The sequence below is a fragment of the Pseudomonas sp. KB_12 genome (assembly GCF_052114545.1).
Taxonomy (GTDB): domain Bacteria; phylum Pseudomonadota; class Gammaproteobacteria; order Pseudomonadales; family Pseudomonadaceae; genus Aquipseudomonas; species Aquipseudomonas brassicacearum.
The window spans coordinates 25,672-50,422 of sequence record NZ_JBFREY010000037.1 but is presented as its reverse complement, the minus strand read 5'-3'; the positions used below and the strand labels follow the sequence as shown (position 1 = coordinate 50,422).

General features: G+C 62.1%; 23 protein-coding genes. 5 read left to right on the top strand and 18 right to left on the bottom strand.

Annotation, left to right across the window (positions count from 1 at the left end):
• Positions 1 to 100: 100 nt before the first annotated feature.
• Together AB4Z20_RS24000 and AB4Z20_RS23995 are read right to left on the bottom strand one after the other, a co-directional pair.
• Positions 101 to 3,166 carry an efflux RND transporter permease subunit gene (locus tag AB4Z20_RS24000; RefSeq protein WP_253471842.1) on the bottom strand — a complete coding sequence of 1,022 codons (3,066 nt, stop codon included), beginning with the start codon at positions 3,164 to 3,166 and terminating at the stop codon, positions 101 to 103.
• Between the two features lie 6 nt (positions 3,167 to 3,172).
• The gene (locus AB4Z20_RS23995) at positions 3,173 to 4,273 is read right to left on the bottom strand and encodes an efflux RND transporter periplasmic adaptor subunit (protein ID WP_442090698.1); all 1,101 of its coding nucleotides are present in this window, start codon (positions 4,271 to 4,273) and stop codon (positions 3,173 to 3,175) included.
• A gap of 94 nt (positions 4,274 to 4,367) precedes the next feature.
• Here AB4Z20_RS23995 and AB4Z20_RS23990 point away from each other — a divergent pair, with 94 nt between their 5' ends.
• Entirely contained in the window at positions 4,368 to 5,003 is a 636-nt protein-coding gene (locus AB4Z20_RS23990; protein ID WP_253471840.1) for a TetR/AcrR family transcriptional regulator, read from the top strand.
• Positions 5,004 to 5,128: 125 nt separating this feature from the next.
• On the opposite strand, the gene AB4Z20_RS23985 is transcribed toward AB4Z20_RS23990, so the two are convergent.
• Positions 5,129 to 5,911 carry a class I SAM-dependent methyltransferase gene (locus AB4Z20_RS23985; protein ID WP_258690426.1) on the bottom strand — a complete coding sequence of 261 codons (783 nt, stop codon included), beginning with the start codon at positions 5,909 to 5,911 and terminating at the stop codon, positions 5,129 to 5,131.
• 108 nt (positions 5,912 to 6,019) lie between these two features.
• On the opposite strand from AB4Z20_RS23985, the gene AB4Z20_RS23980 reads away from it, so the two are divergent.
• On the top strand, positions 6,020 to 6,640 hold the full coding sequence (locus tag AB4Z20_RS23980) for an energy transducer TonB (RefSeq protein ID WP_253471838.1): 621 nt from the start codon (positions 6,020 to 6,022) through the stop codon (positions 6,638 to 6,640).
• A 1-nt stretch (position 6,641) separates the two neighbouring features.
• Here the strand turns inward: AB4Z20_RS23980 and AB4Z20_RS23975 are convergent, their stop codons facing one another.
• The 7 genes from AB4Z20_RS23975 to ppc form a co-directional block, all read right to left on the bottom strand.
• Positions 6,642 to 7,340 carry an extensin-like domain-containing protein gene (locus AB4Z20_RS23975; RefSeq protein ID WP_442090697.1) on the bottom strand — a complete coding sequence of 233 codons (699 nt, stop codon included), beginning with the start codon at positions 7,338 to 7,340 and terminating at the stop codon, positions 6,642 to 6,644.
• Between the two features lie 16 nt (positions 7,341 to 7,356).
• Positions 7,357 to 8,178, bottom strand: a complete 822-nt coding sequence (locus AB4Z20_RS23970; protein WP_258690424.1) for an isocitrate lyase/PEP mutase family protein — start codon at positions 8,176 to 8,178, stop codon at positions 7,357 to 7,359.
• A 31-nt stretch (positions 8,179 to 8,209) separates the two neighbouring features.
• Positions 8,210 to 9,070, bottom strand: coding sequence for a DUF72 domain-containing protein (locus AB4Z20_RS23965; RefSeq protein ID WP_442090696.1), 861 nt, complete (start codon positions 9,068 to 9,070; stop codon positions 8,210 to 8,212).
• Entirely contained in the window at positions 9,070 to 9,381 is a 312-nt protein-coding gene (locus AB4Z20_RS23960; protein WP_214511363.1) for a hypothetical protein, read from the bottom strand. The genes AB4Z20_RS23965 and AB4Z20_RS23960 overlap by 1 nt, the downstream gene beginning before the upstream one ends.
• Positions 9,382 to 9,785: 404 nt before the next feature.
• Positions 9,786 to 10,463 (bottom strand): tRNA (adenosine(37)-N6)-threonylcarbamoyltransferase complex dimerization subunit type 1 TsaB, encoded by a 678-nt coding sequence (gene tsaB / locus AB4Z20_RS23955; RefSeq protein ID WP_258690422.1) that lies wholly within the window; start codon positions 10,461 to 10,463, stop codon positions 9,786 to 9,788.
• Positions 10,464 to 10,556: 93 nt separating this feature from the next.
• The gene (adk, locus tag AB4Z20_RS23950) at positions 10,557 to 11,204 is read right to left on the bottom strand and encodes an adenylate kinase (protein WP_214511361.1); all 648 of its coding nucleotides are present in this window, start codon (positions 11,202 to 11,204) and stop codon (positions 10,557 to 10,559) included.
• A gap of 290 nt (positions 11,205 to 11,494) precedes the next feature.
• Positions 11,495 to 14,125: a phosphoenolpyruvate carboxylase gene (gene ppc, locus AB4Z20_RS23945; RefSeq protein WP_214511360.1), complete on the bottom strand. Its 2,631-nt coding sequence runs from the start codon at positions 14,123 to 14,125 to the stop codon at positions 11,495 to 11,497.
• A 180-nt stretch (positions 14,126 to 14,305) separates the two neighbouring features.
• Between ppc and AB4Z20_RS23940 the strand changes: the two genes are divergently transcribed.
• The 3 genes from AB4Z20_RS23940 (at position 14,306) to AB4Z20_RS23930 (ending at position 16,301) form a co-directional block, all read left to right on the top strand.
• Positions 14,306 to 14,650 (top strand): hypothetical protein, encoded by a 345-nt coding sequence (locus tag AB4Z20_RS23940; RefSeq protein ID WP_025212083.1) that lies wholly within the window; start codon positions 14,306 to 14,308, stop codon positions 14,648 to 14,650.
• A gap of 397 nt (positions 14,651 to 15,047) precedes the next feature.
• Entirely contained in the window at positions 15,048 to 15,461 is a 414-nt protein-coding gene (locus AB4Z20_RS23935) for a DUF4398 domain-containing protein (RefSeq protein ID WP_003198164.1), read from the top strand.
• A gap of 51 nt (positions 15,462 to 15,512) precedes the next feature.
• Positions 15,513 to 16,301, top strand: coding sequence for an OmpA family protein (locus tag AB4Z20_RS23930; protein ID WP_027913149.1), 789 nt, complete (start codon positions 15,513 to 15,515; stop codon positions 16,299 to 16,301).
• A gap of 174 nt (positions 16,302 to 16,475) precedes the next feature.
• On the opposite strand, the gene AB4Z20_RS23925 is transcribed toward AB4Z20_RS23930, so the two are convergent.
• From AB4Z20_RS23925 to AB4Z20_RS23890, 8 genes are all read right to left on the bottom strand, one after another.
• Positions 16,476 to 16,805: a hypothetical protein gene (locus AB4Z20_RS23925; protein WP_003198160.1), complete on the bottom strand. Its 330-nt coding sequence runs from the start codon at positions 16,803 to 16,805 to the stop codon at positions 16,476 to 16,478.
• Complete coding sequence (locus tag AB4Z20_RS23920) at positions 16,802 to 17,707, bottom strand: alpha/beta hydrolase (protein ID WP_003198158.1); 906 nt, start codon at positions 17,705 to 17,707, stop codon at positions 16,802 to 16,804. The genes AB4Z20_RS23925 and AB4Z20_RS23920 overlap by 4 nt, the downstream gene beginning before the upstream one ends.
• Before the next feature lie 145 nt (positions 17,708 to 17,852).
• Entirely contained in the window at positions 17,853 to 19,130 is a 1,278-nt protein-coding gene (locus AB4Z20_RS23915) for a flavohemoglobin expression-modulating QEGLA motif protein (protein ID WP_003185001.1), read from the bottom strand.
• A gap of 36 nt (positions 19,131 to 19,166) precedes the next feature.
• Positions 19,167 to 19,721 carry a hypothetical protein gene (locus tag AB4Z20_RS23910; RefSeq protein ID WP_253471826.1) on the bottom strand — a complete coding sequence of 185 codons (555 nt, stop codon included), beginning with the start codon at positions 19,719 to 19,721 and terminating at the stop codon, positions 19,167 to 19,169.
• A 160-nt stretch (positions 19,722 to 19,881) separates the two neighbouring features.
• Positions 19,882 to 20,598, bottom strand: coding sequence for a TetR/AcrR family transcriptional regulator (locus AB4Z20_RS23905; RefSeq protein ID WP_003198153.1), 717 nt, complete (start codon positions 20,596 to 20,598; stop codon positions 19,882 to 19,884).
• 101 nt (positions 20,599 to 20,699) lie between these two features.
• Positions 20,700 to 22,202: a lysine--tRNA ligase gene (lysS, locus tag AB4Z20_RS23900; RefSeq protein WP_003198151.1), complete on the bottom strand. Its 1,503-nt coding sequence runs from the start codon at positions 22,200 to 22,202 to the stop codon at positions 20,700 to 20,702.
• A 109-nt stretch (positions 22,203 to 22,311) separates the two neighbouring features.
• Positions 22,312 to 23,407, bottom strand: a protein-coding gene (gene prfB, locus AB4Z20_RS23895) for a peptide chain release factor 2 (RefSeq protein WP_095963568.1) whose coding sequence is annotated in 2 segments (ribosomal slippage) — positions 22,312 to 23,334 and positions 23,336 to 23,407 — 1,095 coding nt in all. Because the reading frame shifts where the segments join, the coding sequence is not laid out codon by codon here.
• Between the two features lie 321 nt (positions 23,408 to 23,728).
• Positions 23,729 to 24,730: a diguanylate cyclase gene (locus AB4Z20_RS23890; protein WP_253471824.1), complete on the bottom strand. Its 1,002-nt coding sequence runs from the start codon at positions 24,728 to 24,730 to the stop codon at positions 23,729 to 23,731.
• Between the last annotated feature and the right edge of the window lie 21 nt (positions 24,731 to 24,751).

Sequence of the window (24,751 nt, the reverse complement as noted above, 5' to 3'; positions counted from 1 at the left end):
TGCTCCCGCTGGGCTGCGCAGCGGCCCCAAGCTTTTGCGGTTGCTGCGCAACCGAGCGGGAGCAAGCTCCCTCGCCACAGGTTCGGTGTGCACCTGTTAATCAGGTTTTCTTGACCCTGAACCACGCCGCATACAACGCCGGCAGGAACAACAGCGTCAACGCCGTCGCCACGATCAAGCCGCCCATGATCGCCACCGCCATCGGGCCGAAGAACAGGCTGCGTGACAGCGGGATCATCGCCAGCACCGCCGCCAGTGCGGTGAGCACAATCGGGCGGAAGCGGCGCACCGTCGCTTCGATGATCGCCTGCCAGGGCGTCAGCCCCGCCTTGATGTCCTGTTCGATCTGGTCCACCAGGATCACCGAGTTGCGCATGATCATCCCCGACAGCGCGATCGTGCCGAGCATGGCGACAAAACCGAATGGCTGGCGGAACATCAACAGGAACAGCGTGACACCGATCAACCCCAGCGGCGCGGTAAGAAACACCATGGCCGTGCGTGAGAAACTGCGCAGTTGCAGCATCAGCAACGTCAACACCACCACGATAAACAACGGCACCCCGGCGTTCACCGATTTCTGGCCGCGGGCCGAATCTTCTACCGTACCGCCCACCTCCAGCAGGTAACCGTCCGGCAGCTGCGCACGAATCGGCTCCAGGGTCGGGAAGATCTGCTGTACCAGGGTTGCCGGTTGTTCCTTGCCGTAGATATCGGCCCGTACCGTCACGCTCGGCAAGCGGTTGCGGTGCCAGATCACGCCTTCTTCGAAACCGTATTCCAGGGTCGCGATCTGCGACAGGGCAACGCTCTTGCCGTTGTCGGTCGGCACCGCCAGGCTTGGCAGCAACGACAGTTCGGTGCGCTCATGCACCGTGCCACGCAGCAGGATTTCGATCAATTCGTTGTCTTCCCGATACTGGCTGACGCTGGAGCCAGTGAGGGAGCTGCGCAGGAAACTCGCCAGGTTGGCAGTGCTCACGCCCAGGGCTCGGGCACGGTCCTGATCGACGTTCAGGTACACCACCTTGCTCGGCTCTTCCCAGTCCAGGTGCACATTGGTCACGTAAGGGTTTTCGCGAACTTTCGCCGCCACTTTGCGCGCCAGGGCGCGAACCTTTTCGATGTGCTCGCCCGTGACGCGGAACTGCACCGGGTAGCCGACCGGCGGGCCGTTTTCCAGGCGCGTGACCCGCGAGCGCAGGGTTGGGAACTGTTCGTTCAGGGTCGCGATCAGCCAACTGCGCAAAGGCTCGCGGTCTTCGATGGTCTTGGCCAGCACCACGAACTGGGCGAAGCTGGACGCCGGCAGTTGTTGATCCAGCGGCAGGTAGAAGCGCGGTGAACCGATGCCGACGTAGGCCACGTAATTGTCGATGCCCGCGTGGTCCTTGAGCAGCGCTTCAAGGCGCTTGACCTGCTCGGCGGTGTTGTTCAGGGAGGCGCCTTCCTGCAGCTTCAGGTCAACCATCAGCTCCAGCCGCCCCGATGCCGGGAAGAACTGCTGCGGCACGAAACGGAACAACACCACCGAGCCGACGAACAACAGCACGGTCAGGATGATGACGGTTTTGCGGCGACGCACGCACCACTCCACCATCCGCCGGACACGCTGATAGAACGGCGTGCCGTAAGGGTCGGTCTGGCCGTCAGCCGTGCCATGTTTGGCCGCGTGAATTTTCGCCAGGTCCGGCAGGAGCTTTTCCCCCAGGTACGGCACAAACACCACCGCAGCCACCCAGGACGCCACCAATGCCAGGGTCACGACCTGGAAAATCGAACGGGTGTATTCACCGGTGCCCGATTGCGCAGTGGCGATTGGCAGGAAGCCGGCCGCGGTGATCAACGTACCGGTGAGCATCGGGAACGCCGTGCTGGTCCACGCAAAGCTGGCGGCCTTGATCCGGTCGAAACCCTGCTCCATCTTGATCGCCATCATCTCCACGGCGATGATCGCATCGTCCACCAGCAACCCCAGCGCCAATACCAGCGCGCCGAGGGAAATCTTGTGCAGGCCGATGCCCAGGTAGTACATCGCGGCAAACGTCATTGCCAGTACCAGCGGGATCGCCAGGGCCACTACCATCCCGGTGCGCAGCCCAAGGGAGAAGAAGCTCACCAGCAACACAATCGTCAGCGCTTCCACCAACACCTGGACGAACTCACCGACCCCGGTCTTCACCGCCGCCGGCTGGTCCGACACTTTGCGCAATTGCATGCCGGCCGGGAGCGTGTCCTGGATCCGGGCAAAATCGACCTCGAGGGCCTTGCCCAGCACCAGGATGTCACCACCTTCCTTCATGGCCACGGCCAGGCCGATGGCATCTTCCCCCATGAAACGCATGCGTGGCGCCGGTGGGTCGTTGAACCCCCGGCGCACATCCGCCAGATCGCTGATGCGGAACGTACGATCGGCGACCCGGATCGGGAAGTTGCGGATCTCTTCCACGGACTGAAAATTCCCGGAAACCCGTAGCTGCAATCGCTCGCTGCCGGTTTCGAAGAAGCCGGCGGTCGATACGGCGTTCTGCTCTTCAAGGGCCTGCTGGACCGCCGCCAAGGGCAGGCCGAGGGTCGCCAGCTTCACGTTCGACAGCTCGATCCAGATCTTCTCGTCCTGCAAACCGAGCAGTTCGACCTTGCCCACGTCCTTGACCCGTTGCAACTGGATCTGGACGCGGTCGGCGTAGTCCTTTAGCACGGCGTAGTCGAAGCCGTCACCGGTCAGTGCATAGATGTTGCCGAAGGTGGTGCCGAATTCATCGTTGAAAAATGGCCCTTGGATACCCGGCGGCAAGGTGTGGCGGATGTCACTGATCTTCTTGCGGATCTGGTACCACAGCTCGGGGATCTGCACCGAATGCAGGGAGTCGCGGGCCACGAAGGTCACCTGGGACTCGCCCGGACGGGAGAACGAGACGATCCTTTCGAAATCGCCGGTTTCCATCAGTTTCTTTTCGATGCGCTCAGTGACCTGTCGCGAGACTTCCTCGGCCGTGGCGCCCGGCCAGCTGGTGCGGATGACCATGGCCTTGAAGGTGAACGGTGGGTCTTCGCTCTGGCCGAGCTTGGTGTAGGAAAGCGCGCCAACGATGGCCAGCAACAGCATCAGGAACAGTACGATCTGGCGATTGCGCAGCGCCCATTCGGAAAGATTGAAACCCATCGGGGATTACTCCTTGGCCGTCAGATTGACCACGCGGTTGGAGCGATCCACCGGCCGCACCTGCTGGCCGTCGAGGAGCACATGCACACCGGCCGCCACCACCCAGTCATSGGGGCTGAGGCCTTCCAGCACCGGAACGGTCTTTTCGCCGAAGGCGCCGACCCGCACCGGGACTTTCTTCAGGGTGTTATTGGCGTTAACGACCCAGACATACGTCGCGCCGTTTTCAGCCGTCAGGGCCGACAAGGGTACCGACAGCGGCACCTTGTCGGCGGTCTGGACAAACACCCGCGCGCTCTGGCCCAGCTCGGCCGGAACACTGCCGGCGGTGAAGGCCACGCGGGCGGCGAAGGTGCGAGACTTGGGGTCGGCGGCCGGCGACAGCTCGCGAATGTGTCCGCTGAAACGCTGATCGGGCTGGCTCCACAGTTCGACCGAAACCGGCTGGCCGATCTTGAACCGGCCGAAACCCTGCTCCGGCAGGCTGATCAGCACTTCACGCTCGCCGTCGGTGGCCAGGGTAAAGACGGTTTGCCCGGCCGACACCACCTGCCCGACTTCCACCGAACGCCGGGCAACCACGCCATCCTGGGGCGCACGCAATATCGAATAACTGGCCTGGTTGTTGGCGACATCGAACTCGGCCTTGATCTGCTTGAGCCGCGCGGTGCCGGAGCGGTAAAGGTTTTCGGCGTTGTCGTACTGGGAGCGGCTGACCATCTGCCGTTCCATCAAGGTTTTGTAGCGGTCACGCTCGGCCCGCACCAGGTTCAGGTTGGCCTCGGCGGCGGCGACCTGGGCACGGGAGGCTTCCAGTTGCAGGCGCACATCTTCGGGATCGAGTTCAGCCAGCGGCTGATTGGCCTTGACCCGCTGGCCCTCTTCGACCAGTCGTCGACTCACCTTGCCGCCAATCCGAAAGGCCAGGTCGGGCTCGAAACGTGCTCGCACTTCACCGGGGTAACTGTCCATCGCCTGGGCTGAAGGCTGTGGTTTCACCACCATGGCGGGGCGCACGGCGACCGGGACCGGTTCGTCATGACCGCACGCAGACAATAAAAAAGCCAGGGTGATTGGCACGGCGAGGGGCAGGGCATAGCGGAACATGGCGAGTGACCTTTCGCTAATGGTGCTTGGAATAATTATACTGGCGAGTATGTTATTAATAGCAAACTCACCAGTCCAGTATTAAAGCGAAGAAATGTCGAACAATCCTCCAATCCCTTCCGGCCCTGGCCGTCCCAAGGACCTGGCCAAGCGCCAGGCCATTCTCGACGCGGCGAAACGCTTGTTCCTGAGCATGGGTTACGCCAGTACCAGCATGGACGCCGTCGCTACCGAGGCCGGGGTCTCGAAGCTGACGGTCTACAGTCACTTCAACGACAAGGAGACGCTGTTTTCCGCTGCCGTGATCGCCAAGTGCGAAGAACAGGTGCCGCCGCTGTTTTTCGAATGGCCGGACGGCGTTCCGATCGAACACGTGCTGCTGAACATCGCCCGTGGCTTTCACCAGCTCGTCAGCAGCGAGGAATCGTTGAACCTGCATCGGCTGATCATGGCCCTGGGTAGCCAGGATCCGAAGCTGTCGACGATTTTCTACGAAGCAGGCCCACAGCGGATGCTCTCAGGCATGGAGCGGCTGCTGAGCAAGATCAACCAGAGCGGTGCCCTGAGCATCGATAAACCGCGCAATGCTGCCGAGCATTTCTTCTGCCTGATCAAGGGCGCGGCGAATTTCCGGTTGTTGTCTGGCTGCGGCCCGGCCCCGGAACCGGAAGCCGCCGAGGCTCATGTGCAGGAAGTGGTGGGGTTGTTCATGCGGGCCTATCGGCCTTAGCTCGACCGGTAGCCTTTCGCTGGCTGGCAGGGCCTCATCGCGAGCAAGCTCGCTCCCACAGGGTTTGATGAACACCACAAATCCAATGTGGGAGCGAGCTTGCTCGCGATGCAGGCGACACGGTCTCAGGGCTTGAGCGCTTTCTTGGGGTAGATGTCGTAGCGACTGGATTTGCCATCGAGCCCATGGCTTGGCTTCGGCCCTTCGATACAGGGGGCCTTGCGTGGGCGCTTGACCACCACCCGGTGAGTCGCCAGGGCCAGGGCCGCGGCGAGCAGTGCCGGGGCGTCCGGGTCATCGCCCACCAAGGGGCGGAACAGGCGCATTTCCTTCTTCACCAGGGCGGTTTTCTCCCGATGGGGAAACATCGGGTCCAGGTAGATCACCTGGGGCGGCTCGCCTTCCCAGTTGCGCATCACCTCGATGGAGTTGCCCTTGAGCAAACGCATGCGCGCCACGATCGGCGCCACGTCGAAGTCCTCCGCCGCGCGGGCCAGGCCATCCTCCAGCAGGGCTCCGATCAGCGGTTGACGCTCGATCAGGCTCATTTCGCAGCCCAGGCTGGCCAGCACAAACGCATCCTTGCCCAACCCGGCCGTGGCATCCAGCACCCGCGGACGCACACCTTGGGCAATGCCGACCGCCTTGGCGATCATCTGGCCGCTGCCGCCACCGTACAAACGACGATGGGCCGCTCCGCCCTCAACGAAGTCCACCCGCACCGGTCCTGGCGCGTCCGGGCCCAGTTGCTGCAACTGCAACCCCTGCTCGCAAATCTGCAAGGCAAACTCGCCATCGTCCACTTGCAAAGGCAGGCCAAGCCGCTCGGCCCAGTGCTCGGCCTGCGGTTGGAAGGCCGGGGCCAGGGCCTCGACATGGATGCGGCAGACTGCGGGTTGCTCACTCATGGAAGTTGTTCATTCTTGGAAACATGCTCAAAAAATTAAGGATCGGCAAAAACGGCCGATAACAACGGTGAACGGCATTTTGCCAGAGCTGAGCGTCGACCGAGAAAAATGTCAGACATTCAATCCACATCGATAGGCGTTATCTCCCCTTACGGCGATTACAGCCTGCGTAACACCCAAGCGCTGAGCGGCGTCAGTCACCTGTGGCAGGATTTTTTTGCCCGGGCCCTGGCCGATCAACTGGGTGATAACGCACCGGCACCTGGCAGCTACCAGCCAGTGGCCCTCGATGAGGCCGTTGAACCGACCCTCGGCGCCGAGTTGCTGGAACACATCGTCAGCCAGCGCACCTGCGAAGTGACCGAAACACCGGTCAAGCCGCCTGAGCCACTGTTCCTGCCCATCGCCGAATTCGAACTCGATCTGCTGGACAAGCCCTTCCCGCCTTTCCCAGCGGAAGAAATCGCCGCCCAGCAAAAACAGCAGACCTTCGAAAGCAACTGGGTTCGCCCACTCGTCCTCACCGCCGGCCAACCGCTGCCGGAGCCCGGCCCGGCACCGCAACCGCGCCCACTGCACCTGCCAATCGCCGAGTTCGAACTCGACCTGCTGGACAAGCCGTTCCCATCCTTCCCGGAAGAGGAATTGGTGGCGCAGCAGAAACAACTGGACTTCGACACCCGCTGGGCACGTCCGATCGTGCTGCAGAACCTGCGTATCGCCGCTTAAATCAACGACAGATCCACCATGGCCCCACGTCCAGATGAAAATGGTTGCGGTGCGCCGCGTTGTAATCCGGGCTCAAGACCACACTGAACATATCGCAGGCGCCGTCGCGGGCCTGACGCAAAAACCGCGCATCGGCATCGTCCTTGGGCCAGTCCTTGAGCACGCTGACCGTGCGCCCATCGGCCAGGCGAAACCCGGCGATGTCCAGCGCACTGGCGGTGGCATGCTGGCTGCGCGCCCCGCTCTCACGACCGTACATGTTGCGACAGGCGAAACTGCCGAGGTGATCGACTCGCGTCACTTTCTGCCCGTAGACCGCCATTGCCGCCGGCTGCAACCCATGGCGCTCGAACAGCGCGAAGGCCACGGCCAGCGGGCAACTGGCGAGAAAACTGCTGCTCAGCGCCACTTCACCGCCCTGCACCCTCAGTACGTTGGTCAGTGGGCACGTCGAATTGGCGCCGCTGTCAGCCTGGCGAGCGGTGCGCAGCCCCGAGGTGGCGAGGGCCTGGTCGCACAACTGCGGGTCGTTGCGCAGGGCCATGAGCTTGAAGCGGGTCAGCAGGTTCGGCGCAAGGTTGACGTCCAGGGGCGCCCAGGGATTCCATTGGGGCGGCACAGCCACCCAGCCGCGCCATACCCCCAGCACTGCGACGCCAACGAGCAGCGCCACTACAGCCAGAACTTTCAAAAACCGCACGACGTTGCCTCGGGCATCAACCCTTGAAAAATTGGTTGGCCTGCTTGAACGGCATCGAGCGGCGCGTGAAGGTGAACGTGCCCTGTTGCTGGATTTCTTCGGCGGCGCGGAAGAACTCGCCATACGCGGCCAGGGCCAACGCCGATCCGACGCTGATTCGCTTGACGCCCAACTCGCTCAACTGCGCGACGGTCAGGTCCAGCGCCCCGGACATCAGCACGTTCACCGGTTTCGGCGCCACGGCCCGCACCACTGCAAGCACTTGCTCGGCGCTGCTCAGCCCCGGGGCGTACAACACGTCGGCCCCCGCGTCTGCGAAGGCCTTCAAGCGGCGAATGGTGTCGTCCAGGTCCGGATTGCCGTGCAGGAAGTTCTCCGCCCGGGCCGTCAGCAGGAAGGGATACGGCAAGCTGCGCACGGCGTCCGCGGCGGCCTTGACCCTCGCTACGGCATGGTCGAAGCAATAGATCGGGCTGTCTTCGCGCCCCGTGGCATCTTCGATCGAACCACCCACCGCACCAGCCTCTGCCGCACGGAGCAGGTTACGCGCGCAATCGTCGGGGGCATCGGCAAAACCGTTCTCCAGGTCCACGGCCACGGGCAGGTCGGTGGCCGCCACAATCGCCCGCACATTGGCCAGCGTGTTCTCCAGGCCCAACGCGCCATCGGGCCGGCCCAAGGAAAAAGCGTGGCCGGCACTGGTGGTCGCCAGGGCTTCAAAGCCGAGGCTGGCCAACATCTTGGCCGAACCGGCATCCCACGGGTTGGGAATGACAAAAGCCCCTTCACGTTCGTGCAAGGCCTTGAACGCCTGGGCTCGGCGAGTTTGCGCATCCATGTCGTTCGCTCCTGAAAAGAGAGTGTTAGCCTCAGAGCAAACCCAGTTGCTCGGCGGCGGGCTCTCTATATAGCTCAGGCAGGGCCGGCAAGCCAGGCAAACGACTCATCAGGCGAGTGTGGAAGCGCTGCGCGAGTTTCGCTGCCAACAGGTTGTCGGCGGTGTGCAGGAAGATATAGGGCGTGCGCCCTTCTTCGATCCATCCAGCGATTTTCTCTACCCACGGCGTCAGGAACGGTTCATTGGCTTCCAGCACCGGATGCCCGATGAAGCGCACTTGCGGACATTGGGTGAACGCCGCAGGCCGGGGCGGCACGCGGGGCTTTTTCGATTGCGCGTGAAGCACCGCAGGATCAAGCGAGGTGCAACTGAACAAGGCCCGGGGATCGAGACAGATGCGTTCGACACCACGATCAAGCAACAGGCGATTGAGGCGCCGTTCGGCATCGCCCTTGGCGAAGAACTCATCGTGACGGACCTCCACGGCCAACGGACGCTGCAAGGCGTCGATGAACCCTGCCAGTTCCGGCAACCGATTCGGGGTGAAGGCCTTGGACAGTTGCAGCCAGTACGGCGAGACGCGCTCACCCAAGGGGTTGAGCAGCTGCAGGAAGGTTTCGGTGGCCACCAGGCGCTCACGCAAGTCGCCGTTGTGGCTGATGTCACCGGGAAACTTGGCGGTGAAGCGAAAATGCTCGGGCATGATTTCGGCCCAGCGCTGGACCGTGGCCGCAGATGGGCTGGCGTAGAAGGTCGTATTGCCTTCCACGGCATTGAACACTTGGGAATAGAGATTCAGGAAATCGGTGCTTTTCGCGCCCTGGGGATAGAGATAATCACGCCAGGCGTTTTCGCTCCAGGACGGACAGCCCAGGTAGTAAGGCAAGACCATCAGATGTAGAGATCGAGACCCAACACTTCCATATCCCAATCGACGAAACCGGCGGTGCTCAGGTAGCTCGCCAGGGCCGTGGCGACACTGCGGCTCATCGCACGGTGGTAAAGCATGTCTTGCTGGCGGGCGGGAAGATTGCTCAGGCGTTGCGCGGAGGCTTTGGCGGCGCGGGCAGCCAGTTGCTCTTCAGACGGAAACTCCAGTTCGCCATCGATATCTTCATCGAAGGACTCTTGCTCAGCGACTTTGCCTGCACGAGGCTTGCGCTTGATGGGATAGGACTGGGATGAAAAGCCGTCTATACGCATAACAGAATGCTCGGTATCAATGATGGCAATTTAGCGGCACTTTCGCAGCCGCGCAAATGCGCAAGTGATAACTAGAACACATAAAGCCCAAAAGGTTTAAAAACGGGCTGAAAAAAGTGACGACTGGCAATATTGGGTGTGACTTTTGGGGGCGAAACTGACTTTTGTGAGAACACCGCTTTGGCGGCGAGCAATGCCTTTGTGGCGAGAGAGCTTGCTCCCGCTGAGCTGCGCCGTAGGAGCTGTCGAGTGCAACGAGGCTGCGATCTTGTCCCGAACAATTGAATCGAAAGCGAAAGATCAAAATCAAAAGATCGCAGGCTACGCCAGCTCCTACAGGGCCCAGCGGGAGCAAGCTCCCTCGCCACAACTATGCCCACTTGGGAGTGTGGTCAAGCCTGGGTTTACCGCTCGGATTTTGGCGTGGCGACTTTGTCCCGCAGGTAAACGGGTTGCGCATCGTCGGCCACAATGGCTTCACCACGGGCCCAGGCGAAGCGGGCCAGGGCCAGCAGATCTTCGGCGTGAGGCAGCAAGGTGGCGTCCTGGCCACTGAGGTTGACGGCGATGCGCTCGCCGTAGCCCCAGCCGGTACCGGCACCGAACCAGTCGCCATCGGCGCCGCTCGGCAACGCCGCCGCTTCGGGCGGCAATACCGCTTCAGCACCGACCAGGCGCATTTCGCCGTCGGTTTCGCGATAGCAGCCCCAGTACACCTCGTCCATGCGCGCATCGATGGCCGCTGCGACTTGGCGGGCGCCTTGTTCGCGCAAGGCGCGCTGGGCCAGCACTGCCAGGTTCGACACCGGCAACACCGGCCGCTCCAGGGCAAACGCCAGCCCTTGCACCACACCGATGGCGATGCGCACGCCGGTAAAAGCCCCCGGCCCGCGACCGAAGGCAATCGCGTCCACTGCCTGCAAGGTCGTCCCGGCATCGCTCAGCAGTTTCTGGATCATCGGCAACAGTTTCTGCGCGTGCAGGCGCGGGATCACCTCGTAATGGCTCGTGACCTTGCCGTCGTGCAGCAAGGCAACGGAGCAAGCTTCAGTCGCGGTGTCCAGGGCCAGCAAGGTACTCATCGATGTGTCCGTAAATCAGGTGGAAAAAAGTGCGCCAGTATAAACAACTACGGCCCGCAAGCGGGCCGTAGTTGATGCAACTGATCAGACTTTTCAGCTCAGCGCTTCGAGCACCTTGCCGGTGATCGCATCGACCGAGCCAACGCCCGGGATGTGGCTGTACTTCGGCTTGCCCTGGGCAGCCGACAGGTTCTGGTAGAACGCCACCAGCGGCTTGGTCTGGGAATGGTAGACCGACAGGCGATGACGCACGGTTTCTTCGGTGTCGTCCTTGCGCTGCACCAGCTCTTCACCGGTGACGTCGTCCTTGCCCGCGACTTTCGGCGGGTTGTAGACGGTGTGGTAGACACGGCCGGACGGCTCGTGGACACGACGACCGGCAATGCGCTGGACGATCTCTTCGTCGTCGACCGCGATTTCGACCACATGATCGAGCTCAACACCGGCAGTCACCAGGGCTTCGGCCTGGGGAATGGTGCGCGGGAAGCCATCGAACAGGAAGCCGTTGGCGCAATCGGCTTGAGCGATACGATCCTTGACCAGGGCGATGATCAGGTCATCCGACACCAGGCCGCCGGCATCCATGATGCCCTTGGCTTGAACGCCCAGTGGAGTGCCCGCCTTGACCGCGGCACGCAGCATGTCGCCAGTGGAAATTTGCGGGATACCGAATTTTTCGGTGATGAACTTTGCCTGAGTACCTTTACCGGCCCCGGGAGCTCCCAGCAGAATGACGCGCATCGATGTGCTCCTCAATTTTTTATGTAAAACGCTCGGATTCGCCTCGTGGGGCCAATCTTCGAAAAACAGGATCGTGACCGCCCAAACGGCCAAAGGCTGATCAAGATACACAGCAGGCCCGACCCACACAAGCCGCCGAAAGTCGGAGGAACCCGCGCCCGATACGACCTTCGGAGGGGGTGGCGAGAGTCGCAACCGGGCAACGAACTGTCACCTGGCCAACCCGTTCCCTCCCCCGGCGGACAACGCCCGGGAACACCGGGCGAGCCGTTTCGGTGCGCTGCCTGATCTTAGCCGGTATTGCGCAAACCGGCGGCAATCCCTGCCACAGACACCAGCAACGCCTGTTCCACGGGGCTGCCCTGGGCTACATCCTGTTGCCGCGAGCGCGCCAACAGTTCGGCCTGCAACAGGTGCAGCGGGTCGAGGTACGTGTTGCGCAGGCGAATGAATTCCAGCGTGGCAGGGCTATGTGCCAGTAGCTGCGACTGACCGGTCAACCCAAGGACCACCGAGCAGGCCTGCGACAATAGGTCGCGTAACTGCGCACCCAAAGGCAGCAGCCCAGGTTCCACCAAACGCTCGTCATAGGAGCGGGCAATATCGGCGTCGGCCTTGGCCAGCACCATCTCCAGCATATCGATGCGGGTCCGGAAGAACGGCCATTGCTCGCGCATCTGCCCCAGCAACTCACCTTCGCCGCGCTCCAGGGCCTTGCTCAGCGCGGTTTCCCAGCCGAGCCAGGCCGGCAGCATCAGGCGGGTCTGGGTCCAGCCGAAGATCCACGGGATCGCCCGCAGGCTTTCGATGCCACCGGCCCGACGCTTGGCCGGACGGCTGCCCAGGGGCAGGCGCCCCAGTTCCTGCTCGGGGGTGGACTGGCGGAAGTACTCGACAAATTGCGGGTTTTCCCGCACCACGGCGCGATAGGCACGGACGCCATCGGCCGCCAGTTCGTCCATCAGGTCCCGCCACTGCGGCGTGGGCGGCGGCGGTGGCAGCAGCGTCGCTTCAAGCACCGCAGCGAGATAAAGGTTGAGGTTCTGTTCGGCGATGTCCGGCAGGCCGAATTTGAAACGAATCATTTCGCCTTGCTCAGTGGTGCGGAAACGCCCGGCCACCGAACCCGGTGGCTGGGACAGGATCGCCGCGTGCGCCGGACCGCCGCCACGGCCCACCGTGCCGCCGCGACCATGGAACAACAGCAGTTCGACTTGCTGCTCGCGGCAGATGTCCACCAGCCGCTCCTGGGCCCGATACTGCGCCCAGGCCGCCGCGGTGGTCCCGGCGTCCTTGGCCGAATCGGAATAGCCGATCATCACTTCCTGAGGGCCTTGCAGCCGCGAGCGATAACCGGGCAGCAGCAACAGCCGCTCGATCACCGGCCCGGCGTTGTCCAGGTCGGCCAGGGTCTCGAACAGCGGCACCACGCGCATTGGCCGCAACACGCCGGCGTCCTTCAATAACAGCTGCACCGCGAGGACATCGGAAGCCGCACCGGCCATGGAAATCACGTAGGAACCCAGGGACGCCGCCGGCGCCGCAGCCACTTCCCGGCACGTCGCCAAAACTTCCGCCGTGTCGGCCGATGGTTTGAAATGGGCCGGCAGCAGCGGACGCCGGTTGCTCAGTTCCGCCAGCAAGAAGCTGATGCGCTGCTCCTCGTTCCAATCCTCATAGCGCCCCAGGCCCAGGTAGTCGGTTATTTCCGTCATGGCGGCGGTATGGCGCGTCGAGTCCTGGCGCACGTCGAGGCGCACCAGGAACAGGCCGAAGGTCACCGCCCGGCGCAGGCAATCGAGCAGCGGCCCGTCGGCAATCACACCCATGCCGCATTCGTGCAACGAGTGGTAGCACAGCTCCAGGGGGTCCAGCAGCTCGCGGTTGTGCTGCAACACATCGGCGCTAGGCGGCGTGGCGGCGCTCAGGGAGGCGTGGGCCCAGTTGCGGGTGGCGCGCAGGCGTTCACGCAGTTGCTTGAGCACGGCGCGATAAGGTTCGGCGCTGTCGCCAGCCTGGGCGCGCAAGGCCTCGCTGGCGTGTTGCATGGACAACTCGGCCGCCAGTTGATCGACATCACGCAGGTACAGGTCCGCCGCCATCCACCGCGCCAGCAACAGCACCTCGCGGGTCACGGCGGCGGTGACATTCGGGTTGCCGTCACGGTCACCGCCCATCCACGAAGCAAAACGGATCGGCGCGGCCTCCAGTGGCAGGCGCAAGCCGGTCGCGGCATGCAGGGCCTGGTCGGCCTTGCGCAGGTAATTGGGAATGGCCTGCCACAACGAGTGCTCGATCACCGCGAACCCCCACTTGGCCTCGTCCACCGGGGTCGGCCGGGTGCGGCGGATTTCTTCGGTGTGCCAGGCTTCGGCGATCAAGCGTTGCAGGCGCTCGTGAATCTGCGCGCGCTCGGCGCTGGTCAGGTCGCGATGATCCTGGGCCGCCAGTTGCGCGGCGATGGCGTCGTATTTCTGGATCAGCGTACGGCGAGCCACTTCCGTGGGGTGGGCCGTGAGGACCAGTTCGATCTCCAACCGCCCCAATTGCCGGGCCAGGGCCTCGGCGCCATGGCCCTCGGCCCGCAACCGGGCGAGCAGCTCGGGCAACACCCGCGCCTCGAAGGGTTCCGGCTGCGATTCTTCGCGGCGGTGGATAAGTTGGTATTGCTCGGCGATGTTGGCCAGGTTGAGAAACTGGTTGAACGCCCGCGCCACCGGCAGCAGTTCGTCCTCGCTCAACTGGTTGAGGCTGGCGCTGAGTTCGGCGTCCACGGAACCGCGTCGGTCAGCCTTGGCGCCCTTGCGGATCTGCTCGATCTTGTCGAGAAACGCATCCCCGTATTGTTCGCGGATGGTATTGCCCAGCAGTTCGCCGAGCAGGTGGACGTCCTCGCGCAAGCGGGCATCGATATCGGTCATCAGCATTTCTCCAGCAAAAAAGTCCGGACAGCTCTTGGATCAGAGAGTGCCGATGCCCGTCGCTTATGACAAGCGACGAAGGGACTTTAAACCTTGCAGGACAAAGCTAGTCTCATGATTAAGCCACACAACGGCTTGTCACTCACCGCGCCTGCCACGAGCAGGCTTATTGAGGTCATCATGAAAATTCGTGAGCTTGCCCAGCATTGGGAAGAAAACGCCAAGGGCCGTCTGACCCAGACTGGCTACACGATTCATCTGGACGTGGAAGCCGCCGCCCGGCTGGCAGCAATCTGCGACATGTACCCCAAGCGCCATCCCGAGGAACTGCTCGGCGAGCTGATCGGGGCGGCGCTGGAAGAGCTGGAAGCAAGCTTCCCCTACATCAAGGGTTCGCAAGTCGTCGCCACCGATGAAGAAGGCGACCCGCTGTACGAGGACGTGGGCCCGACCCCGCGATTCCTCGCGTTGTCCCGCCGGCATCTGCACGAACTTTCCTCGCAGAACGACAAATCCAAACACTGATTCCTGCATTGACTCCTGTAGGAGCTGACGAGCGAAGCGAGACTGCGATCTTTCCCCTGACGCTTGAGTCCCAAGCGAAAGATCAAAAGATCGTCCGAACGCGGCCCGAGCCTTCGGCAGCTCCTACATCCGCGCCCGCCAAAAAAACGCAGGGTTTCCCTAAGCCGGGAATACCGCTGCGCGCCTTGAAAGTTCAGCTTTTCTGCCGCTGACCGATCAGTCAGTAATTCTTTTGGCGAATGGCCATCTTCGCTGAACTTTTGAAAAACGCCTCGGGTCACACCGAGTAACCATACTGGAACGGTTGTTTAAATAAACGCGCCTTGGCGCCAGCGCCAAACCAGACGTCACGGCTTCGGTCCCAGCATGGATTTGTCGTTTTTTCAGGAGTTTTCCAATGGAGTTGAAGCCTATGAATACCTGCACTGCCAAACCCTCATCCACTGGCCTGCGCGGCTTGAAGTTGGCTGCCCTGGCGATCGGTAGCAGCTTCATTCTCGCCGGTTGCGCCGGTAATCCACCTTCGGAGCAGTACGCGGTGACCCAATCGGCGGTCAACAGCGCCGTCAGCGCCGGCGGTACCGAATTCGCTGCTGTGGAAATGAAATCGGCCCAGGACAAACTCAAGCAGGCGGAAATCGCCATGCATGACAAGAAATACGACGAAGCCAAGCGTCTGGCCGAACAAGCCGAGTGGGACGCCCGCGTCGCCGAGCGCAAGGCTCAGGCCGCCAAGGCCGAACAAGCACTCAAGGATTCTCAGAAAGGGGTTCAGGAACTGCGTCAGGAAGGCATGAACAAGGTTCAGTAAGCCGTTCACGCCACGACGTACTTCTCATTGATAAAAGGACGACAGACTATGATGCACAAACACTTGATGATGCCCGCCCTGCTCGCTGCCTGCGTAGCCCTGGCCGCTTGCTCCCACGACCCGAACGCGAACCTGGAACAGGCACGGACCAACTACAACGGCCTGCAGGCTGATCCAGCGGCGACCAAAGTGGCTGCATTGGAAACCAAGGACGCCGCCGACTTCCTGGCCAAGGCTGACAAGGCCTATATGGACAAGGAAGACGAAGCCAAGGTCGACCAGTTGGCCTACCTGACCAACCAGCGCGTCGAAGTGGCCAAGCAGACCATCGCCCTGCGCAACGCCGAAGCCGAGCTGAAAAACGCCGGTGACGAACGTGCGCGTGCCTTGCTCGATGCGCGCAACGCGCAGATCAAGCAACTGCAGGACAGCCTCAACGCCAAGCAGACCGAACGCGGTACGCTGGTGACCTTCGGCGACGTGCTGTTCGCCACCAACAAGTCCGACCTGCGCGCCAGCGGCATGACGAATGTGAGCAAACTCGCGCAGTTCCTCCAGGAAAACCCGGACCGCAAGGTGATCATCGAAGGCTACACCGACAGCACCGGTTCGGACTCCTACAACCAGTCCCTGTCCGAGCGCCGCGCCAGCTCAGTGCAACTCGCGCTGGTGAAGATGGGCGTCGATCCGGCTCGCATCGTGACCCAGGGCTACGGCAAGGAGTTCCCGGTGGCTGACAACACCAGCGTCTCGGGCCGTGCCATGAACCGTCGCGTGGAAGTGACCATCTCCAACGACAACCAACCCGTCGCCCCGCGTTCGACCATGAGCGCCAACTGATCGGCTGAGTGCAACAAAAAAGCCCCGCCTGACTTCAATCAGGCGGGGCTTTTTCATGGCCAAATATCCATTCCCTGTGGGAGCGAGCTTGCTCGCGATGGCGGAGTGTCAGGCACTATTTAGGCTGCTGAACCACCGCTATCGCGAGCAAGCTCGCTCCCACAGGGGGCTCGCTTATGGCTGCAATTTTTGCGGCGTTTCCTGGCCCATGCAGCGCACCGCGCGTTTCTTCTCGTTGATCAGCACGCCAGTCAGGCCTTTCTGCTCGGTGTCGAACAATACCAGCACACCATCGATGCATTGGGCGACCTGGGGGGCCGGTTCCAGGGAAACCTTGTAGTCCTCGCCCGGCACGGTCTTGAGCATGGTGAATTGGTTGAGCAGCAACGCGTCCTCGGGCTTGGCGAAGTGCAGGTAGCCGTAGTACCACAGCGTCGCAACGGTGCCGAGGATGCTGCAGATACCGGTAATGATCAGGGGGATGGCGTTACGTTCTTCGCTCATTGCGGGCTCTCAGGTGATTCAACGGGTGATTTCGGGTAATTCGGGACCTCGCCCAGGCGGCGCAGGCCGTCGAAGTGCTGGGGGTCGTCGAGGTAGCGCAGCATCACGGTGCGCCAGGTCGGGTCGGCGAATGTCTGCACATGGCCGCCGCGTGTCAACTGCAGGACCCGCGGCGGCGGCGCAGCTTGATACAGGCGGATGCCATTGGAAAGGGGCACGATGGGGTCGTCCAGGCTGTGGTAGATCAATTTCGGCACGCCATTCAATTGCGCCACGGAACTGATCGCGCTGTCACCGTCCGGCACCAGCCAGGACAACGGCACCTGGAACGGCCAGGTCAGCCACGAGGTACTCAGGGCAAACCGGCCGACGTCGCGATAACTGGCGGGCACGCCATCGAGCACCAGGGCCTTGAGCTGCCGTTGGCGCTGCGGATGCTCGACCAGGTAATGCACCGCCAGCGCGCCGCCCAGGCTCTGGCCGAGCAGCACCAGCGGCTTGCCCTGCACCTCGGGCGCCTGGTCCAGCCATTGGAACGCGGCGTCAATGTCCTGGTAAATCGCCGGCAGGCTCGGCTCGCCTTCGGACAGGCCATAACCCCGGTAGTCGACCATCAACACCTGGTAGCCCTGCTCCGGCAACCACCAGCTCCCGCCCAAGTGCCAAGCCAGGTTGCCGCCGTTGCCGTGCAAATGCAGGACCGTGCCCTTGACCTCCACACCCGGTTTGACGGGCAGCCACCAGCCGTGGAGCTTGAGACCGTCGGCGGTGGTCAGGGTGACGTCGCGGTACTCGAGCCTGGCCCGCTCCGGGGTGAACGGCAGGCCGTGCTCGGGGTAAAACAGCAGGGAGCTGCAACCGCTCAGGGCCAGCAACAGGCAAATGATGCCGAGGGTTCGCATCCGGTGAAGCCTCGCAAGTCAGAAGTAAACGCAGTCCCCCTGTGGGAGCGAGCTTGCTCGCGATAGCGGCGGGTCAGTCACAGCCGTACTGCCTGTACTGACGCTATCGCGAGCGAGCTCGCTCCCACAGGGATTGGTGGTGCGATTAAAGGATATTGGAATAATCCGCTTCGATCCGGTCCAGGCTCAGGTGGTTCAGGAAGTTGGAGAAACACATCCAGGCCGACAGGGCGTTCATGTCGCGGAACTGCTCGGGCAGGTACTTGGGCGGGACGACCAGGCCTTCGTCCACCAGTTGCCGCAACGTGCGCATGTCCTCGAGGGTGGTCTTGCCGCAGAACAGCAGCGGCACCTGTTCCAGCTTGCCCTTGCGCACGGCCAACTGAATGTAGTTGTAAACCATGATGAAGCCCTTGAGGTAGGACAAGTCTTTGGTAAATGGCAGCCCTGTCGGCACCGACCCTCGGAAAACCCGACTGGCGTTGCCGTAGCTTTCGGCCATTTCAAAACCCTGCTCGCGGAAGAACTCGAAGACCTGCAGGAAATCGGCGCCCTCCTCCACCATGTGAATGGCCCGGGTGCGGTTGGTCAGTTTGCGCAGGCGGCTCGGGTAGGAGGCGAAGGTGATGATTTCCATCAGGATCGCCAGGCCTTCCTGGGTCACCGTGGACGAGGGCGGGCCCTTGGACAGGAAAGTGCAGATCGGCTGGTTGAGGCCGTTGAGCGTCGTGCCGACGTGCACCAGGCCTTCGTGGACTTCCAACGCCCGCACGTCGCGCTCGTTGAACATCGCATCGGTGCGGATCTTGATGTAGTCCGCACCCGCCGCTGCGTCGGCCACGATGCCATCGGACTCGAACACCCGGATGGTTTCCTCGGCTTCGCCAAACACCCGGTTGAGGCGGTGTTGCAGCAGGCTGACGGCTTCCTTGGCGCTGAGGACTTTGGGCTCGTCCTTGAGGTCGCCACGGCCATCGATGTTGTTCAGGTAATCGGAGAGCATCAGGCCCAGGTCGGCCAGGGTCGGGTCGCCGGCGTGGAAGGCATCGGAGGCGGCGCCATAGAGTTCCTGGGAGATCAGCCCGAAATCCTCGGTGCCACGCGCCTCGAGCATGCGCACCACCATGCGGTATTCCTTGCACATGCGACGCATGATCTGGCCAACCGGGTTGAACTGCCCAAGCTGGCGGGTGATGTCACGCTCGATGTTCTGGAACTCCAGCTTCACCTTGCTCGAATCGAAGGACAATGGCCGGTTGAGGTAATAGTCGCGATCCACCGCGGGCATTTCCTTGCCCTTGGCCTTGAGAAAGCCCTTGCGGATGTTCTCGTCCCACTTCACCGCGTCGAGGATGCGAATCGGCGTTTGCGCCAGCACAATGCGATCGGACAAGGTGCGTATCGTCTGCTGGTAATCGTCCACCCGGAACTCCTGTGAAAAAACGTCCGCTTGTTGCTGTTATTGGGATTTGACCAGCCGCTGGTAGCGCACGGCCTCCGAGAACACATCGGAATTGGCCGGGTCGTCGAGGTAACTGAAAACCTTGTTCATGTCGCTGTCCACCAGCACCCCGTCACCTTCCTCGCTCTGGTTCGGCTGGCCGCTGAGGCGTTTCTGGACGATGGCCTGGTTGATCTGATCCACGTCCAGGTTGTAGACCACCAGCTCTTGCTTGTCGGTCAACTCGAAACCGGCGATCAAATAGTGGCCGCCAAACCGGGCCGGCACCTTGGCCGACACATACCAGCGGCTGCCATGACGGGAAACAGTCAGCGGGATGGCTTCGCGCTCATGGGGCCTGGCCCTGAAGTAGCTGATGGCCTGGTAGCGGTGCTTGCCGACCTTCGTCAGCTCCAGGTTCAACGGTTCGCCCCAGGCATTGGTGCTGGTCCAGTGACCGAGCAGGCCCTCGGGCGCGGCTTCGCTGTCAGGCAACGGCGCCTTGAACGACACCAGGCAACCACTGAGCAGCAGCAACGACACGGCCAGTACAACGGCACGCCAGGCTTTCATTTGAACTCCCTATGGCACAGCGCCTCGTCCTTACATATGGGAGCAGGTGTGTGTGGGAGCAAAGCTTGCTCGCGATGAAGGCACCTCGGTCTATCGAGGGACCGCGTTATCGTTCATCGCGAGCAAGCTTTGCTCCCACCTAGCCTACTCCCACAAGGGGTTACACCGACGCCAGTACCAGGTGCATGTAGCGGGTCAGGATGCCGAGCATATCTTCATCGGCTACCGGCTCGGCGCCATTGAGCAAGCCCTGATATTCCATCCGTCCGATAATCGCCGTCAACACTTTGGCATCCTGTTGCGGCTCACGGGAGCCCAATACCTGGAAAAACTGACAGGTGCCGTGCAGCAAAATCTGCTGGTGGGAACGCACCAACACCGCCAGGCGCGGGTTGAGCAGCGCTTCCTGGCGAAAGGCCTGTTCGGCCATCAGGTACTCACGGCGACTGTCCAATTGGTGTTGCACGTAGTCGGCGGTCATCCGGGCAATGTCGTCCGCCAGCTGCGAACGCGATTGGGCGCTGCCGTCACCGTAAGCGACCATTTCCCGCAGCAGGCCTTCGTTGTTGGTCCACAGCTTGGCCATGAACGCCGCGCTGCGTTCCACATACTGGGCGAAGGTATCGGTGAGCAAGTCATCGATGTCCTTGAAATAATACGTGGTGGCCGACAGCGGCACGCCGGCTTCGGCGGCCACTGCGCGGTGGCGCACGGCTCGCACGCCATCGCGCACCACAATGCGCATGGCCGCGTCGAGAATCTCCTGGCGACGCTGCTCACTGCCCTGTCGGCTGGCCTTGCGGCCTTGGTACTGAACACTTTCAGCGACAGCCGTGGCGACGCCCGCTGCACCTTCTGAAGCCATTGCACGATTCACGACAGGTCTTCCTCGCTCTTTGAAAAAGTAACCAATTGATACGTTTGTACCAGACAGGCAATAAAAAGCCGCCCTTCCAGGCGGCTTTTTAGTTGAAGCACTTACGCTTGAGGCCGCATGTGCGGGAAGAGAATCACGTCCCGGATCGACGGCGAGTTGGTCAACAACATCACCAGGCGATCGATGCCGATGCCTTCGCCAGCGGTCGGCGGCATGCCGTATTCCAGGGCACGCACGAAGTCGGCATCGTAGTGCATGGCTTCGTCGTCGCCGGCGTCCTTGTCAGCCACCTGGGCCATGAAACGCTCGGCCTGGTCTTCTGCATCGTTGAGCTCGGAATAGGCGTTGGCGATTTCACGGCCACCGATGAACAGCTCGAAACGGTCGGTCACGCTTGGGTTCTCGTCGTTGCGACGGGCCAGCGGCGACACTTCGAACGGGTACTGGGTGATGAAGTGCGGCTGTTCCAGCTTGTGCTCGACCAGTTCTTCGAAAATCATCACTTGCAGCTTGCCCAGGCCTTCGAAGCCGAGCACCTTGGCACCGGCCTTCTTGGCGATCGCGCGAGCCTTTTCGATGTCGTTCAGGTCATCGGCCGTCAGTTCAGGGTTGTACTTGAGGATCGAGTCGAACACCGACAGGCGCACGAACGGCTCGCCGAAATGGAACACCTTGTCGCCATACGGCACGTCGGTAGTCCCGAGAACCAGCTGCGCCAGTTCGCGGAACAGTTCCTCGGTCAGGTCCATGTTGTCTTCGTAGTCGGCGTAGGCCTGGTAGAACTCGAGCATGGTGAACTCGGGGTTGTGCCGGGTCGAAACGCCTTCGTTACGGAAGTTGCGGTTGATCTCGAAGACTTTTTCGAAGCCACCCACAACCAGACGCTTGAGGTACAGCTCCGGCGCGATACGCAGGAACATTTCCATGTCCAGGGCGTTGTGGTGGGTTTCGAACGGCTTGGCCGCCGCACCGCCGGGGATGGTCTGCAGCATCGGCGTCTCGACTTCCAGGAAGTCACGCTTCATCAGGAAGCTGCGGATGTGGGCGATGACTTGCGAGCGCACGCGGAACGTCTGGCGCACGTCTTCGTTGACGATCAGGTCGACGTAGCGCTGGCGATAGCGCTGCTCGGTGTCGGTCAGGCCGTGGTGCTTGTCCGGCAGCGGGCGCAGGGACTTGGTCAGCAGGCGCACGCTGGTCATCTCGACGTACAGGTCGCCCTTGCCGGAGCGGGCCAGGGTGCCTTCGGCGGCAATGATGTCGCCCAGGTCCCAGGTCTTGACGGCGGCCAGGGTTTCTTCCGGCAGGGTCTTGCGGTTGACGTAGACCTGGAGGCGCCCGGTCATGTCCTGGATCACCATGAACGAACCACGATCGAGCACGATACGACCGGCCACCTTGACTGGAATCGCCGCCTCGGCCAGCTCTTCCTTGGTCTTGTCCGCATACTGCTTCTGCAAGACGTCGCAGTAGGCGTCGCGGCGGAAGTCGTTGGGGAAGGCCTGGCCCTTGGCGCGCTCGGCAGCAAGCTTTTCCTTGCGCAGGGCGATCAGGGAGTTTTCTTCCTGTTGCAGGGCTTGCGGGTCGAGTTCTAGGTCGCTCATGTCTTTAAGGATTCCATCACAGGTTCGTTGCCCCCGGCCCCGGGCCGGAGTTTGCGGGCGAGTCATGCTCCTTGATGGAAGCGTGCCTGCCCGCCGCATGGGTGTCGCGTTACAGCCCTTGTTTGAGGCTGGCGATCAGGTATTCATCGATATCGCCATCGAGCACCTTGTCGCAATCGCTGCGTTCGATGCTGGTCCGCAGATCCTTGATCCGCGAGGCATCGAGCACGTACGAACGGATCTGGTGACCCCAGCCGATGTCCGACTTGGTGTCTTCCAGCGCCTGGGACGCCGCGTTGCGCTTCTGCACTTCCTGCTCGTAAAGGCGAGCCCGGAGCATCTTCATCGCGGTGTCTTTGTTGGCGTGCTGGGAACGCTCGTTCTGGCAGCTGACCACGGTGTTGGTCGGTACGTGGGTAATCCGTACGGCCGAGTCGGTGGTGTTAACGTGCTGGCCACCGGCCCCGGAGGAACGGTAGGTGTCGATGCGCAAGTCCGCCGGGTTGATCTCGATCTCGATGTTGTCATCGATTTCCGGCGAAACGAATACGGCCGAGAACGAGGTGTGGCGGCGGTTGCCGGAGTCGAACGGGCTCTTGCGCACCAGGCGGTGCACGCCGATCTCGGTCCGCAGCCAGCCAAAGGCGTATTCGCCCTTGATGTGCACGGTGGCGCCCTTGATCCCGGCGACTTCACCGGCCGACAGTTCCATGATGGTGGCGTCGAAACCGCGTTTGTCAGCCCAGCGCAGGTACATGCGCAGCAGGATGTTGGCCCAGTCCTGGGCTTCGGTGCCGCCGGAACCGGCCTGGATGTCCAGGTAGGCGTTGTTCATGTCCATCTCGCCGCTGAACATGCGACGGAATTCCAGCTTGGCGAGGTTCTCGTCGAGGCGTGTCAGCTCGGCGACTACATCGCCGACCGCGCCTTCATCGTTCTCTTCGACAGCCATGTCCAGCAGGTCGCGGCAATCGGCCAGGCCGCTGGACAACTCGTCCAGGGTCTCGACGATCTGCGCCAGCGCAGAACGCTCGCGGCCCAGTTCCTGGGCGTACGAAGGGTTGTTCCAGACATTCGGATCTTCAAGCTCGCGATTGACTTCGGTCAGACGCTCATGCTTTTGATCGTAGTCAAAGATACCCCCGAATAGTTTCGGAGCGCTCGGACAGGTCCTTGATGGTGTTCAGGATCGGGTTGATTTCCATGGCGGGCAGCACTCGTTGGCGAACTTTTGAAAGCCGGCGAGTATAACGTAATCAAGCGCCAGCGGCAGCCCGCCTGGCGGCTTTAGGAACACCAATTCCTTGTACGCTACAGGTCCTGTGGCGAGGGAGCTTGCTCCCGCTGGGTCCTGTAGGAGCTGGCGAAGCCTGCGATCTTTTGATCTTGAGCTTTCGCTTGGGACTCAATTGGCTGGGGAAAGATCGCAGCCTCGTTGCACTCGACAGCTCCTACACAGCGCCTACAAGCCCAGCGGGAGCAAGCTCCCTCGCCACAAAAGCAACCTTGCTGCTGTTCAGGATGGTTTATTCAACCCCCACCCGATTACGCCCATTGTGCTTGGCCATGTACAGCCCCTTGTCCGCCGCCAAGATAAGTTGCCGGCAATCGCTACCCTGCTGGGGGGTAAAGGTCGAGACGCCGATGCTGATGGTCAGGTTCGCGCCGGCGTTGGGCGTGGTGTGTGGGATCTTCAGGGCGACGACGCTCTGGCGCAGTTTCTCGGCCATCAGCCGGGCGCCGCCCGGCGAGGTGCCCGGCAGGACCAGGGCGAACTCCTCGCCGCCGTAGCGGGCCGGCAAGTCGGACGAACGGCTGCACGCCTCGCGGATCGCCGTGGCGACCTGGCGCAGGGCTTCGTCGCCCTCCAGGTGGCCGAAGTTGTCGTTGAAGGACTTGAAATAATCCACATCGATCATCAGCAGCGACAGTTGGCTCTGGTCGCGCATCGCCCGGCGCCATTCCAGCTCCAGGTATTCGTCGAAGTGCCGGCGATTGGACAGGCCGGTCAGGCCGTCGGAGTTCATCAACCGTTGCAGCACCAGGTTGGTGTCGAGCAGTTGCTGCTGGCTGATCCGCAGTGCGCGAAAGGCCGCATCGCGTTGCAACAGCATCATGTAGGAACGCGAGTGATAGCGGATACGCGCCACCAATTCGATGTTGTCCGGCAACTTGACCAGGTAGTCGTTGGCCCCGGCGGCGAACGCCGCGCTCTTGACCAGCGGGTCCTCCTTGGTGGACAGGACAATGATCGGGATATCACGGGTAGCGGGATGGTTACGGTACTCGCGCACCAGGCTCAAGCCATCCAGGCCGGGCATCACCAAGTCCTGGAGAATCACCGTCGGCTTGATGCGAACGGCCTGGGCGATGGCCTGGTGAGGGTCGGAGCAGAAGTGGAAGTCGATGTTTTCTTCATTCGATAAGCCACGCCGCACGGCCTCGCCGATCATCGCCTGGTCGTCGACGAGCAAGACCATGGCGGCGTTTTCATCGCGCTTGAATTCGTCGAGCTGCAGATCATTCATGGTGGCTTACCTGAGTACGCC

Coding starts and splice junctions, on each gene's coding strand:
- adk (WP_214511361.1), bottom strand. CDS start 11,204: ATGCGCGTCATTCTGCTGGGAGCTCCCGGGGCCGGTAAAGGTACTCAG.
- lysS (WP_003198151.1), bottom strand. CDS start 22,202: ATGAGCGACCTAGAACTCGACCCGCAAGCCCTGCAACAGGAAGAAAAC.
- AB4Z20_RS23960 (WP_214511363.1), bottom strand. CDS start 9,381: ATGCGTATAGACGGCTTTTCATCCCAGTCCTATCCCATCAAGCGCAAG.
- tsaB (WP_258690422.1), bottom strand. CDS start 10,463: ATGAGTACCTTGCTGGCCCTGGACACCGCGACTGAAGCTTGCTCCGTT.
- AB4Z20_RS23890 (WP_253471824.1), bottom strand. CDS start 24,730: ATGAATGATCTGCAGCTCGACGAATTCAAGCGCGATGAAAACGCCGCC.
- AB4Z20_RS23990 (WP_253471840.1), top strand. CDS start 4,368: ATGTCGAACAATCCTCCAATCCCTTCCGGCCCTGGCCGTCCCAAGGAC.
- AB4Z20_RS23925 (WP_003198160.1), bottom strand. CDS start 16,805: ATGAGCGAAGAACGTAACGCCATCCCCCTGATCATTACCGGTATCTGC.
- AB4Z20_RS24000 (WP_253471842.1), bottom strand. CDS start 3,166: ATGGGTTTCAATCTTTCCGAATGGGCGCTGCGCAATCGCCAGATCGTA.
- AB4Z20_RS23940 (WP_025212083.1), top strand. CDS start 14,306: ATGAAAATTCGTGAGCTTGCCCAGCATTGGGAAGAAAACGCCAAGGGC.
- AB4Z20_RS23985 (WP_258690426.1), bottom strand. CDS start 5,911: ATGAGTGAGCAACCCGCAGTCTGCCGCATCCATGTCGAGGCCCTGGCC.
- AB4Z20_RS23930 (WP_027913149.1), top strand. CDS start 15,513: ATGCACAAACACTTGATGATGCCCGCCCTGCTCGCTGCCTGCGTAGCC.
- ppc (WP_214511360.1), bottom strand. CDS start 14,125: ATGACCGATATCGATGCCCGCTTGCGCGAGGACGTCCACCTGCTCGGC.
- AB4Z20_RS23970 (WP_258690424.1), bottom strand. CDS start 8,178: ATGGATGCGCAAACTCGCCGAGCCCAGGCGTTCAAGGCCTTGCACGAA.
- AB4Z20_RS23980 (WP_253471838.1), top strand. CDS start 6,020: ATGTCAGACATTCAATCCACATCGATAGGCGTTATCTCCCCTTACGGC.
- AB4Z20_RS23920 (WP_003198158.1), bottom strand. CDS start 17,707: ATGCGAACCCTCGGCATCATTTGCCTGTTGCTGGCCCTGAGCGGTTGC.
- AB4Z20_RS23935 (WP_003198164.1), top strand. CDS start 15,048: ATGGAGTTGAAGCCTATGAATACCTGCACTGCCAAACCCTCATCCACT.
- AB4Z20_RS23965 (WP_442090696.1), bottom strand. CDS start 9,070: ATGGTCTTGCCTTACTACCTGGGCTGTCCGTCCTGGAGCGAAAACGCC.
- AB4Z20_RS23910 (WP_253471826.1), bottom strand. CDS start 19,721: ATGAAAGCCTGGCGTGCCGTTGTACTGGCCGTGTCGTTGCTGCTGCTC.